Source organism: Streptomyces sp. NPDC096012 (assembly GCF_040426375.1).
Taxonomy (GTDB): domain Bacteria; phylum Actinomycetota; class Actinomycetes; order Streptomycetales; family Streptomycetaceae; genus Streptomyces.
In genome coordinates this window covers 52,977-65,246 of record NZ_JBEOTD010000002.1, presented here as the reverse complement: position 1 = coordinate 65,246, position 12,270 = coordinate 52,977, and the positions used below count along the sequence as shown (strand labels likewise).

The window sequence follows — 12,270 nt, the reverse complement described above, 5'->3', positions numbered from 1 at the left end:
GGCGCAACGGTAGGGACAACGGAAGGGCCGCGCACCCGGTTCGGGTGCGCGGCCCTTCTCGCGCCGTGACACCCGGGCGGACCCGGGTGTGCCGAGGGCGCGTCAGCCGAGCTTGGCGAAGCCGTAGTTCAGGAGCTTCTTCGCGTCCGCCTCGCGCTGGGCGATCGAGGTGGAGGCGAGGACCGTGCCGATGATCGTCTTGCCGTTGCGGGTCGCGGCGAAGACCAGGCAGTACTTGGCCTCGGGGCCGGAGCCGGTCTTGACGCCGATGGTGCCGCTGTAGCTGTTGAGAAGCCCGTTGGTGTTGTCCCAGGTCTTCATCGTGCGGGTGCTGCCCGTCTTGGTGATCGTCTTGGCGGTGTAGTGCTTCGTCTTGACGACCGTGCGGAACGTGGCGCTCTTCATCGCGCTGCTGGCGATCTTCGTCAGGTCCCGCGGCGTCGAGTAGTTGTTGCCCTTGCCGATGCCGTCGAAGGAGTCGAAGTGCGTGTTCGTCAGACCCAGGCTCTTGGCGGCGGCGTTCATCTTGCCGATGAAGTTGGCCACGCGCTTGTCGCGGGTGGAGCCGGTGCCGTACTTGTCGGCGAGTGCGTAGGCGGCGTCGCAGCCGGACGGCAGCATCAGGCCGTACAGCAGCTGGCGGACGGTGACCTTGTCGCCGACGATCAGGTGGGCCTGGGAGGCGTTGTACTTGACGACGTAGTCGCTGTACACCTTCTGGATCGTCACCTTGGCGTCGAGGTTGAGGTTCGACTGGGCGAGCACGACCTTGGCGGTCATGATCTTGGTGGTGGAGCCGGTGGACAGCCGCGTGTTCATCTTCTTGTCGAAGAGCGTCGAGCCGTTCGCGTTGTTCATCACGTAGCCGCCCTTGGCCACGATCGAGGGTGCGGCGACGGCCTGCGCGGGCGCCGCGGTGAGGGCACCGGTGGCGAACAGCGCGCCGGACGTGACGGCGACGGCAGCGGCTCGACGGATGCGGGTGCCCTTAATGCCGGTAATCAAAGTGAAACCCCGATTGTCTTGAATACCCCTGGAATGCGGCCGAGTTGTGGTGCCGGGAAAATAGGGCCGCACCTGTGTGACACGTACCTAGCACAGAAGGTTGTGCGACTGCTTCGAGGGGTTTTCGCGATGTCCGGATGATGGACGTCGCTCCCGCATGCGTGCGTGTTGTATCTATCCTGTCGGCATGAACACGGCCGTTCAGCAGTCCACTCCCCAGCCCCTCAAGCAGCCGCCCGCCGCCGACCGCGTCTACGCCCACGTCAAGCAGGGTGTCCTCGACCGCCGCTACGAGGGCGGAACCCTGCTCACCGAGGGTGAGCTGGCCGAGGCCGTCGGGGTCTCCCGCACACCCGTCCGGGAGGCGCTGCTGCGGCTGGAGGTCGAGGGTCTGATCCGGCTCTACCCGAAGAAGGGCGCCCTGGTGCTGCCGGTCTCCGCGCAGGAGATCGCCGACGTGGTGGAGACCCGGCTGCTGGTGGAGGAGCACGCGGCCCGCAAGGCCGTCCCCGCCCCGCCGGTCCTGCTGGAGCGGCTGACGGAGCTGCTGGAGCGGCAGAAGGAGCAGGCCGCCGCGGGCGACTTCGCCGCGGCCGCCGTGACGGACCGCTGTTTCCACGCCGAGATCGTGCGCAGCGGCGGCAACGAGATCCTCTCCCGCCTCTACGACCAGCTGCGCGACCGCCAGCTGCGGATGGGCGTCGCCGTCATGCACTCCCACCCCGACCGGATCGCCAAGACGCTCGCCGAGCACGAGGAGATCCTGGGGGCGCTGCGGGCCGGGGACGCGGAGGCGGCCGTCGAGGTCGTGCACCGGCACGTCGGCTGGTTCTCGCACCTCGCGCGAGGTGAGGTCCGATGAGCAGCGCCACCCTTCCGGGGGACCCGCCGGGCGGCCGCCGCGCGGTCACCGTGTGGTCCATAGGCGTCGCCGTCTACTTCGTCGCCGTCATCTTCCGCACCTCACTGGGGGTCGCGGGGCTCGACGCGGCCGACCGTTTCCACGTGGGCGCCTCGGCGCTGTCGACCTTCTCCATACTCCAGCTGCTGGTCTACGCCGGCATGCAGATACCCGTCGGCCTCCTGGTCGACCGGCTCGGCACCAAGAAGGTGCTGAGCATCGGCGCCGTACTGTTCACCGTCGGGCAGCTGGGCTTCGCCTTCTCCCCCACGTACGGCACCGCGCTCGCCTCCCGGGCGCTGCTGGGCTGCGGGGACGCGATGACCTTCATCAGCGTGCTGCGGCTCGGCACCCGCTGGTTCCCGGCCCGGCGCGGGCCCATGGTCGCGCAGCTCGCGGGCCTGGTCGGGATGGCGGGCAACCTGGTCTCCACCCTGGTGCTGGCCCGGCTGCTGCACGGCATCGGCTGGACCCCGGCGTTCGCGGGCAGCGCGCTCGCGGGTGTGGTCGTGCTGATCCTGACGCTGCTGTTCCTCAAGGACCACCCGGAGGGACACGAGCCGGAGCCGTCGCCGCACCAGGGCTCGGCCTATGTCCGCCGGCAGATCGCCGCGGCCTGGCGGGAGCCGGGCACCCGGCTCGGGCTGTGGGTGCACTTCACCACCCAGTTCCCGGCGATGGTGTTCCTGCTGCTGTGGGGCCTGCCCTTCCTGGTCCAGGCGCAGGGACTGAGCCGGGCCACGGCCGGTGAGCTGCTCACCCTGGTCGTCCTGTCCAACATGGTGATCGGGCTCGTCTACGGCCAGATCGTCGCCCGGCACCATGCGGCACGGCTGCCGCTGGCGCTCGGTACGGTCGGGGCAACGGCGTCGCTGTGGGCGGTGACGCTGGCGTATCCCGGCGAGCACGCGCCGATGTGGCTGCTGGTGGTGCTGTGTGCGGTGCTCGGCGCGTGCGGCCCCGCCTCGATGATCGGCTTCGACTTCGCCCGCCCGGCCAACCCGCCCGAGCGACAGGGCACCGCGTCCGGCATCACCAACATGGGTGGCTTCATCGCCTCCATGACGACGCTGTTCGCCGTCGGCGTGCTGCTCGACGCCACCGGCGACGACTACACCGTGGCCTTCTCGGCGGTCTTCGTCCTGCAGGCGCTCGGCATCAGCCAGATCCTCCGGCTGCGCGGCCGGGCGGTCCGCCGCGAACAGGAACGGCTGGTGGCAAGCCGCGTGGAGACGGTGCACGTGCCCGCCGCCTGACCAGCGCCTCGCCCGACCCAGCGCCTCGCCCGACCCAGCGGACCGCCTGGCCCGCCGAGACCCACCGCCTCGCCTGACCCACCGCCTCGCCTGACCCACCGGACCGCCTGACCCACCGAGACCCACCGACCCGCCTGACCCACCGGACCGCCGGGCGGCCGACGGCAGCGGTCTCCCTGGCGGCCGGTGCCGCTGGTGCCCCTGGCGGCCGGTGTCGCTGGTGCCCCTGGCGGCCGGCGCTGCTGGTGCCCCTGGTGCCCCTGGTGCCGCTGGTGGCCCTGGCGGCCCTGGCGCTTGGTGGCCATGGCGGCCTGGCCACCCCGGTGGAGCGGTGGCACTTTCCGGTGACTCAGCGACCCCGGTGGCGCGCCGGAGCGGCGGCACTCTGGCCGGCGCCTCTGTGTCCCAGTACCCCCTGTGTCCCCGTGCCCCTGTGTCCCCGTGCTCAGGTGGCGTGGTCGCCGGGTGCCCGGACGGCAGCCCCTCGCCCGACGCCGTGCGCCGGTGCACCGATGAGCCGGGTCAGTGCGTCACCGGGACCAGCGTGAGGTAGGCGAGCCCGAGGACGCCCCGGTAGCTCATCCACTGCGCCCGGTGCCGGTCCAGGCGTTCCCGCGTCTCGGCGGCCAGCGGATGGCCGGGGTGCCGCGCGAGCCAGACCTCCGCGTCGGCCTGGTACGCCGACTCGAACTCCTCCCACTCCTGCGGGCCGGCCGTCTCGGTCCACTCCGGCCGGAAACGCGCTTCGACGGCGAGGTCGAGGAGGGTGGCGAGGTCGTGGTGGTCGCCGGCCCCCGCGCCCGGCCACATGCCGGACAGCTCGGCCTCGGTGGGCGCACGCTCCCAGAAGCCCTCGCCGAGCAGCACCCGCCCGCCGTCGGTCACCAGCCGTCGCAGCTCGCGCAGGGCCCCGGCGGTGGACGGCTCGGCCGTACTCAACGCCTGGCTCGCCCCGAGACACAGCACCACGTCGGCAGGGCCGCGCCGTGTGCCCAGGGCCGACTCCTCGACGAACTCCACCCGGTCCGAGAGCCCCCGGGCCTCGGCGTTGCGCCGCGCCCTGGCAAGGTCCTCACCGTTGACGTCGATGCCGGTGCCCTGGGCGCCCGGTACGGCGTCCAGCACGCGGAGCAGCAGCTCGGCCCAGCCGCAGCCGATGTCCAGCACGCTGCGGGGCCGGGTCGCGGCGAGCCGCCCGACCATCCTGTCCGCGCGGGCCTCGGAGAGGGGGCCGTGGAAGACCAGCCGGCCGAGGCGGGGCGGGGATTCGGTCATACCGGGAACGTAGACGGCCCTGTCACCCGCGCACCACCTGTTTTCCGGTGGGCGGAGGCGGGCGGAGAGGGCGGACGGACGGCGCGGCTCGGTGCCGTCGGCGGCCGTCCTACGGCGTCACCGTGAAGTGGCGCAGGATCGCCGCCGCCACGTCCTGGTCGCCCTCCGTCTTCACCCGGTCCGCGACCGATTCCGGGGTGACCCGGCCGCAGGCGAGGCGGACGTAGGTCTCCCAGTCGAGGGTGAGGGTGGCCGCGGGGCCGAGTGCGGGGGTGGCCTCCAGGGAGCCGCGGCCCTGGATGTCGACCCGGATGGTGCGCAGGAACTCGACCGGCCCGTGCACGTCGAAGACGATCGCCGAACTGCGCGGCGCCTGCGCGTCCTTGGCGACGACCTTGGGCAGCGCCTCCAGCAGGACGTCCCGCGCGACGTACGCGCCCGGGGAGTCGAGGTTGCCGGGGCGGCCGAGCGCCGTGCGCAGGTCCTGTTCGTGCACCCACACGTCGAACGCCCGCATCCGGTAGGACTGCTGGAGGGTGATCTCCTTGCCCAGCGGGCCGCGCACCATGGTGCCGGGGTCGCGGGACTCGTTGCGCAGCTGGCGGTTGCGGCGGATGACGGTGTACTCCAGCTCGGCCGTCATCTCCGGGGCCGTGTGGTGGCGGCGGACGTCGACCTGCATCTCCATGTACCGCTGGTGCTCGGTGGCGACGTGGAAGAGGTCGCTGGGCAGGGAGTGGATGGGCCGCGGATCGCCGAGCAGCTCGCAGTCCATGCCGATCAGATGGGACACGATGTCGCGCACCGACCAGCCCGGGCACGGGGTCCGCCGGTTCCACTCGCCGTCGACGAGCGACTGCGCCATCTCGGATATCGCTTCGATGGAGTGTGTCCAGGCGTCGGCGTAGGGCTGGAGGGTGGGATGCAGACTCACGGAAACGGGACCCCTCGGCGGTCGGTACACGGGCAGGTTCGGCGGCGTTGCCGGCGGGCGGTGGCTGCTCGGCGGGCGTCTCGGGACGTTAAGTTACGCTGCTGTGAGGCACCCCGGCAGTGCTTTCGTGTGACGATCGTAGGCCTGTGTGGACGACTCGAATGCCAGGACGGTGGTAGTGTGCGCGCCTCGCTGATCCAGATCGCCGTGGACGAGGACGAATCGGTCGCCTCCCGGCGGCAGCGTGTGGCGGCGCTGGTGCGTGAGCAGGCCGGCGCCGACCTCGTGGTGCTGCCCGAATTGTGGACCACCGGCGCCTTCGCCTACGAGGACTTCGGCCGCGAGGCCGAGCCGCTCGAAGGGCCGACGCACGAGGCACTGGCCAAGGCCGCGAGCGACGCGGGCGTCTGGCTGCACGCGGGGTCCATCCCCGAGCGGGCCGCGTCCCTCCCCGAGCGGGCCGCGTCCGGCGGCGCCCAGGGCACTGAGGACGGCGACGGCGACGGCACCCTCTTCAACACCTCTCTCGTCTTCTCCCCCTCCGGTGAACTGGCCGCGGCCTACCGCAAGATCCACCGCTTCGGCTTCGACAAGGGCGAGGCCGTGCTGATGGGCGCCGGGCGGGAGCTGGTCACGGTCCGGCTGCCCGGGACCACCCTGGGCGTGGCCACCTGCTACGACCTCCGTTTCCCCGAACTCTTCCGTGGACTGGTCGACGCCGGCGCCGAGGTGCTGGTGCTCCCGGCGGGCTGGCCCGAGCGGCGGCGCGCGCACTGGACGCTGCTGGCTCAGGCGCGGGCGGTGGAGAACCAGGCGTTCGTGCTCGCCTGTGGAACGGCCGGGACCCATGCGGGAGTTCCGCAGGCGGGTCACTCGATCGTGGTCGATCCCTGGGGCGAGGTGCTCGCCGAGGCCGGTCCGGGCGAGGAGGTCCTGACGGTCGACTTCGACCCGGCGGAGGTGGCGGCCACCCGTGAGCGGTTCCCGGCCCTGAAGGACCGGGTGCTGGGCCTGGAGGCACCCCATTGCCGGGGCGATCCCTCGCCCTCCCACCGCCGGGACCAGTCCTCTCACCGCCGGGACTAGTCCTCCTCGCCCTCCTTCTCCGCCAGGTGGATCACGCACACCGCCACCGCGATGAGCAGCGCCGGATCGGCGTCCTCCCGTACGACGTCCACGCCGTACGTGTCGCGCAGGGTCAGCAGGCGGCGGGAGATCACCGCGAGGAGTTCGCCCTCGTACTCGACGGCGAACTCGCGGTCCAGGATCTTGCCGCTGACGTCCAGGTCGGTGCCGTCCACCAGGGAGACCCGGTAGTGGTTGCGCAGCAGGGAGAGGCGCTTGCGCTTGATCCTGGCCAGGGCCTCGCCGTCCCGCTCGATCACCATCGTGTCGCGCAGCGCGAGCATCTTCTGGTGGATGTCGATCAGGACCCGCCCCTGGGCGTCCTTGAGCTCGAAGGTGTCCCTCAGCCGCATCGCCTTGCCGTCGACGAGGAACACCTTCCGGCCGTGCTCGTCCTCGATCCACCAGTCGTCGCCGATGCCGAGGATGCGGTCGCGTACGAGGAATCTCATGCCGATACCGTTCCCCGGCACGGGCCGGACATCACGGAGCCAGAAGGAGGGGCGGACGCACTGCGCGTCCTGACGGGGGCGCGCGGCACGCGCGACCGTGCGGACCGGCCGGCACGCGAACCGAGCGGCGCAGCAAGGGGTGGCGGACGGGTCGGCAGGCGGGACGGCTCCGGCTCACCGTCACGTGGCCCCTGGCGGCACGACGGTGGGAGGGCGCCGGCTCAGCGTCGCGTGGCCCCTTGTGGCAGGACGCCACCACCGGCCGGCCCGAAGCGGCGGCGGTAGTCCGAGGGGTTCAGCCCGGTCTCGCGGCGCAGGCGGGTGCGGAGGTTGGCCGCCGTACCCAGGCCGCTGCGGGCGGCCACGACGTCCAGCCGTTCCTCGCCCCGCTCGATCAGCCGGCACGCCAGCGCCACCCGCTCACCGGTGAGCCAGGCAAGGGGAGTCGTGCCCAGCTGGATGCGGAAGCGGCGGTGCAGGGTGGCGGGGGAGAGCGCCGCGCGGGCGGCCAGGTCCGCGACCGTCAGCGGCTCGCCCAGCCGCTCCTGCGCCCAGGCCAGCAGCGGGCCGAGCGACTCGTCGGGCACGTCCGGCACCGGGCGTTCCACGAACTGGCGCTGTCCGCCGTCGCGGTGGGCGGCGAAGACGAGGCGACGGGAGACGGCGTTGGCGAGTTCGGCGCCGTGGTCGCGCCGCCAGATGTGCAGCCCGAGATCGAGCGCGGCCGCGCTGCCGGAGGCGGTGAGGAGGTCGCCCTCGTCGACGAACAGCACGTCCGGCTCCAGCAGCACCTTCGGGTGCAGCGTGCGGAAGGTGTCCACCCACATCCAGTGGGTGGTGGCCCGGCGGCCGTCCAGCAGCCCGGCCTCGGCGAGCGCGAAGCTGCCGGTGCAGAAGCTGATGACGCGGGCGCCACGCGCGTGCGTGCGCCGGATCGCGGCCAGGACGTCGGGCCCGCGCGGTACGACGTTGTCCGGGCGTCCGGGCACGATCAGGGTGTCGGCCCGGTCCACCGCCTCCAGGCCGGGCAGACCGGCCATGGTGAAGAAGCCGTGGTTCATCCGCACCTCGGGCTCGGGCGAGCAGAGCGTGATGTCGTACAGGGGGCCGGTGAGGCCCAGTTCCGGGCGGGGCAGCCCGAACAGCTCGGTGGCGACGCCGACCTCGAACGGGTTGGTGCCCGCGTCGACGATCACGGCGACCCGGTGCGGACGAGGCTGAGAGGATCGTTGCGCCATATGCGATTTCTAGCACTCGTCCCCCGGTGGCGGCAGCCGCAGGATGAGGCCATGGAACCGATCTTTCTGGACGCGGCCCTGGCTTCCTTCACCGAGCGGTGGAGTGCCCGCATCGTCACGACCGTCAACGACTACGACGTCCGCGTCGCCAAGGTGCAGGGCGAGCACCTCTGGCACGCCCACGACCACACCGACGAGTTCTTCCTGGTCCTCGACGGAGAACTGCACATCGGCCTGCGCGAACCGGCAGGCGAGCGCACGGTCGTCCTCCCCAGGGGCGCGGTGTTCACCGTCCCGCGCGGTACCGAGCACAGGCCGTACGCGCCCGTGCCCACCGAGATCCTGCTCTTCGAGCCCAGCGGGACCCTCAGCGTCGGCGACCGGCACGAGGAGGTGCCCGGCCACGTGGACGTGACCACGGGCCACGCCCTGTCCTGACCCGGCACTTGTCCACAGGCCCGGCACTTGTCCACAGGCCCGGCACTTGTCCACAGGCGCCGCAACGGTTGTCGGAGCCGGGTGGCACTCTTGGAGCCATGACCGACTCCGCACCCCGTCGCGTCCGTGTCCGCGCGCCCGAGCTGATCGGCAAGGGCGGCTGGCTGAACACGGGCGACACCCAGTACACCCTCGCCGACCTGCGCGGACGCATCGTCGTCCTGGATTTCTGGACGTTCTGCTGCATCAACTGCCTGCACGTCCTGGACGAGCTGCGCGAGTTGGAGGAGAAGCACCGGGACACGGTGGTGGTCATCGGCGTGCACTCCCCGAAGTTCGTGCACGAGGCCGAGCACCGGGCCGTCGTGGACGCGGTCGAGCGCTACGGCGTGGAGCACCCCGTGCTCGACGACCCGGAGCTGGCCACCTGGAAGCAGTACGCGGTGCGCGCCTGGCCGACGCTCGTCGTGATCGACCCCGAGGGGTACGTGGTCGCCCAGCACGCGGGCGAAGGCCATGTGCACGCGATCGAGCGCCTGGTGACGGAGCTGGAGGCCGAGCACGCGGCCAAGGGCACCCTGCGCCGCGGCGAGGGGCCGTACGTGCCGCCGGAGCCGGAGCCGACGACCCTGCGCTTCCCGGGCAAGGCGCTGCTCCTGCCGTCGGGGAACTTCCTGGTCAGCGACTCCACCCGGCACCGGCTGGTGGAGCTGGCCGAGGACGCCGAGACCGTCGTGCGCCACATCGGCTCGGGCACGCGCGGGTTGGCCGACGGCGGCCCGGCCGACGCCTCCTTCAACGAGCCGCAGGGTCTCGCGCTTCTCGACCACGGCTCGGTCGCCGTCGCCGACACCGTCAACCACGCCCTGCGCCGTGTCGACCTCGCCACGGGTGCCGTGACCACCCTGGCCGGCACCGGCAGGCAGTGGTGGCAGGGTTCGCCGACGTCCGGTCCGGCCCGTGAGATCGACCTGTCCTCACCCTGGGACGTCGCGGTCTTCGCCGGCCGGGTGTGGATCGCCATGGCGGGCGTCCACCAGCTGTGGACGTACGACCCCGGCACCGACACCGTCGCCGTGGCGGCCGGCACCACCAACGAGGGCCTGGTCGACGGGCCCGGCGAGGAGGCCTGGTTCGCCCAGCCCTCCGGTCTCGCCGCCACCGCCGACCGGCTGTGGCTCGCCGACTCCGAGACCTCGGCGCTGCGTTGGGTGGATCCGGACGGCCGGGTGCACACCGCCGTCGGCACGGGACTGTTCGACTTCGGCCACCGGGACGGCACGGCGGACCAGGCGCTCCTGCAGCACCCGCTGGGCGTCACCGCCCTGCCGGACGGCTCGGTCGCCGTCGCCGACACCTACAACCACGCCCTGCGCCGCTACGACCCCGCCACCGGCGAGGTCACCACGCTCGCCACCGACCTGCGTGAGCCCAGCGACGCCGTCCTGGCCGGAGCGGACATCGTGGTGGTCGAGTCGGCCCGGCACCGTCTGACCCGGCTCCGCCTGCCCGAGGAGGCGGTGCGCGTGGAATCGGTCGCGCACCGCACCCGGCGTGCCGCGACCGAGGTCGCGCCGGGCACCCTCCGCCTGGACGTGATCTTCCAGGCCCCGGCGGGCCAGAAGCTCGACGCGCGCTACGGCCCCTCGACCCGTCTGCTGGTCTCCTCGACCCCGCCCGAGCTGCTGCTCCAGGGCGAGGGAGCGGGCACCGACCTGACGCGCGAGCTGGTGCTGGACCCGGCCGTCACCGAGGGCGTCCTGCACGTCTCGGCGATGGCGGCCTCGTGCGACGACGACGAGTCGAACGAGTACCCCGCCTGCCACGTCCACCAGCAGGACTGGGGCGTCCCGGTCCGCCTCGCCGAGGGCGCGCCGAACCGGCTGCCGCTCGTCCTGGCCGGGATGGACGAGCAGTAGTCCAGCGTCACGTCAGACGCCGTAGCCGTCCGTGTAGCCCTCGCCGTGGTGGTGGCGTTCGCCCTCGACGACCGGTGTCGTCGGGGGGACCACCACCCTGCGGCGGCGGGCGATTCCGCTGAACGTGGCGACACCGATCAGGCCGGCGGCCATCAGGATCAGGCCGACCACCGTGACGTTGACGCCGTGCATGTGCCAGTCGGTCGCGAACGTGAGGATGGCCCCCACGGCTATGAGGATGATGCATCCGCCGAGCCCCATGAGGCTTCGCCTCCCCTTCCGGTTCCGGAATCTCCGGTGCCGTGCGGGTACCCCGCGGGGTGCGAACTAGCCCTGCAGGAAAGCCGTCAGGGCATTCGCCAGCAGGAACGGGTCGTCCGCCCCGCAGAGTTCACGGACGCTGTGCATCGACAGGATCGCGACGCCGATGTCCACGGTGAGGATGCCGTGCCGGGCCGCGGTGATCGGGCCGATGGTGGTGCCGCACGGCATGGAGTTGTTGGAGACGAAGGTCTGGAAGGGCACGTCCGCCCTCTCGCAGGCGGCGGCGAACACCGCCCGGCCCGAACCGTCCGTGGCGTAGCGGTTGTTGACGTTGACCTTGAGGATCGGGCCGCCGTTGACCCGGGGGTGGTGCGTCGGGTCGTGCCGCTCGGCGTAGTTGGGGTGGACGGCGTGGCCCGTGTCGGAGGACAGGCAGACCGTGCCGGCGAAGGCGCGCGCCCGGTCCTCGTACGACCCGCCGCGCGCGAACACCGAGCGCTCCATGACCGTGCCCAGCAGCGGGCCGTCCGCGCCGGTGTCCGACTGCGAGCCGTTCTCCTCGTGGTCGAAGGCGGCGAGTACGGGGATGCGGGTGAGGGCGGCGCCGGAGGCCGCGGCCGCGGTGAGGGCGGCCGCGCCCGCGTGCACCGACAGCAGGTTGTCCATGCGCGGACCGGCGACCAGCTCGCGGTCCCGGCCCAGGTACGCCGGCGGCTCCACCGGGTGCAGCGTCAGGTCCCAGCCGGCCACCGAGCCCGCGGTGAGTCCCGCCTCCTCCTCCAGGAAGGCGATGAGGTCGCCCTCCCGGGTGTCGTCGCCGAGGCCCCACACCGGCTGCAGATGCCGCTGCTTGTCGAGCTTGAGGCCCTCGGTGGCGACCGAGCGGTCCAGGTGGATGGCGAGCTGGGGCACGCGCAGCAGCGGCCGGTCCACGTTCACGAGCACGGTGGAGCCGTCGCGCAGGGTGAGCCGGCCGGCCAGCCCCAGGTCCCGGTCCAGCCAGGAGTTCATCAGGGGGCCGCCGTAGATCTCCACGGCGACCTGGCGCCAGCCGTGCGCACCGGTGTCCGGGCGCGGCTTGACCCGCAGGCTCGGGGAGTCGGTGTGCGCGCCGATGATGTGGAACGGCGTGTGCGGTGCGGCGCCCTCCGGGACGTACCACGCCACGATCGCGCCGCCGCGCAGCACGTACTTGCCGCCGCTCGTCCCGTCCCAGACGTCCGTCTCGGCGACCTGCCTGAAGCCGGCCTTCTCCAGCCGCTCGGCGGTGTTCGCCACGGCGTGGTACGGCGACGGGCTCGCCGCGAGGAAGGTCATCAGGTCGTCGGTGTGGCCGCGGTCGAAGCGGGTTGCTGCGCTCATGGTGTTCACCTTAACGACGTGCACGGGCCCACTCCCGGGAAAGGGAGCGGGCCCGTGCAGGGAATCGGCGGGGACGTCCGGAACGTCTGGAACGCGGCCTC

At 72.2% G+C, this 12,270-nt stretch carries 12 protein-coding genes; 5 read left to right on the top strand and 7 right to left on the bottom strand.

What is annotated here, in order from left to right; translation table 11 throughout:
- Nucleotides 1-102: 102 nt before the first annotated feature.
- On the bottom strand, nucleotides 103-1,005 hold the full coding sequence (locus ABVB68_RS02675; RefSeq protein ID WP_353599209.1) for a D-alanyl-D-alanine carboxypeptidase family protein: 903 nt from the start codon (nucleotides 1,003-1,005) through the stop codon (nucleotides 103-105).
- A 187-nt stretch (nucleotides 1,006-1,192) separates the two neighbouring features.
- Here ABVB68_RS02675 and ABVB68_RS02670 point away from each other — a divergent pair, with 187 nt between their 5' ends.
- Entirely contained in the window at nucleotides 1,193-1,867 is a 675-nt protein-coding gene (locus ABVB68_RS02670; RefSeq protein ID WP_353599208.1) for a GntR family transcriptional regulator, read from the top strand.
- The gene (locus tag ABVB68_RS02665; RefSeq protein ID WP_353599207.1) at nucleotides 1,864-3,162 is read left to right on the top strand and encodes an MFS transporter; all 1,299 of its coding nucleotides are present in this window, start codon (nucleotides 1,864-1,866) and stop codon (nucleotides 3,160-3,162) included. Before ABVB68_RS02670 ends, ABVB68_RS02665 begins: the two co-directional genes overlap by 4 nt.
- 522 nt (nucleotides 3,163-3,684) lie before the next feature.
- On the opposite strand, the gene ABVB68_RS02660 is transcribed toward ABVB68_RS02665, so the two are convergent.
- On the bottom strand, nucleotides 3,685-4,437 hold the full coding sequence (locus ABVB68_RS02660; protein WP_353599206.1) for an SAM-dependent methyltransferase: 753 nt from the start codon (nucleotides 4,435-4,437) through the stop codon (nucleotides 3,685-3,687).
- Between the two features lie 109 nt (nucleotides 4,438-4,546).
- Entirely contained in the window at nucleotides 4,547-5,371 is an 825-nt protein-coding gene (locus tag ABVB68_RS02655) for a maleylpyruvate isomerase family mycothiol-dependent enzyme (protein WP_353599205.1), read from the bottom strand.
- Between the two features lie 180 nt (nucleotides 5,372-5,551).
- Here ABVB68_RS02655 and ABVB68_RS02650 point away from each other — a divergent pair, with 180 nt between their 5' ends.
- On the top strand, nucleotides 5,552-6,457 hold the full coding sequence (locus tag ABVB68_RS02650) for a carbon-nitrogen family hydrolase (RefSeq protein WP_353599203.1): 906 nt from the start codon (nucleotides 5,552-5,554) through the stop codon (nucleotides 6,455-6,457).
- Here ABVB68_RS02650 and ABVB68_RS02645 read toward each other — a convergent pair.
- Nucleotides 6,454-6,948, bottom strand: a complete 495-nt coding sequence (locus ABVB68_RS02645; protein WP_353599202.1) for an LURP-one-related/scramblase family protein — start codon at nucleotides 6,946-6,948, stop codon at nucleotides 6,454-6,456. The two genes, ABVB68_RS02650 and ABVB68_RS02645, sit on opposite strands and share 4 nt — an antisense overlap.
- A gap of 221 nt (nucleotides 6,949-7,169) precedes the next feature.
- Nucleotides 7,170-8,186 carry a helix-turn-helix domain-containing protein gene (locus ABVB68_RS02640; protein ID WP_353599201.1) on the bottom strand — a complete coding sequence of 339 codons (1,017 nt, stop codon included), beginning with the start codon at nucleotides 8,184-8,186 and terminating at the stop codon, nucleotides 7,170-7,172.
- A 51-nt stretch (nucleotides 8,187-8,237) separates the two neighbouring features.
- Here ABVB68_RS02640 and ABVB68_RS02635 point away from each other — a divergent pair, with 51 nt between their 5' ends.
- Complete coding sequence (locus ABVB68_RS02635; RefSeq protein ID WP_353599200.1) at nucleotides 8,238-8,624, top strand: cupin domain-containing protein; 387 nt, start codon at nucleotides 8,238-8,240, stop codon at nucleotides 8,622-8,624.
- A gap of 98 nt (nucleotides 8,625-8,722) precedes the next feature.
- Entirely contained in the window at nucleotides 8,723-10,543 is a 1,821-nt protein-coding gene (locus ABVB68_RS02630; RefSeq protein WP_353599199.1) for a thioredoxin-like domain-containing protein, read from the top strand.
- Nucleotides 10,544-10,555: 12 nt separating this feature from the next.
- Here the strand turns inward: ABVB68_RS02630 and ABVB68_RS02625 are convergent, their stop codons facing one another.
- The gene (locus tag ABVB68_RS02625; RefSeq protein ID WP_353599198.1) at nucleotides 10,556-10,804 is read right to left on the bottom strand and encodes a DUF6458 family protein; all 249 of its coding nucleotides are present in this window, start codon (nucleotides 10,802-10,804) and stop codon (nucleotides 10,556-10,558) included.
- Between the two features lie 66 nt (nucleotides 10,805-10,870).
- A complete protein-coding gene (locus ABVB68_RS02620; RefSeq protein WP_353599197.1) occupies nucleotides 10,871-12,169 on the bottom strand; it encodes a M18 family aminopeptidase in 1,299 nt (432 codons plus the stop codon).
- Nucleotides 12,170-12,270: the final 101 nt, after the last annotated feature.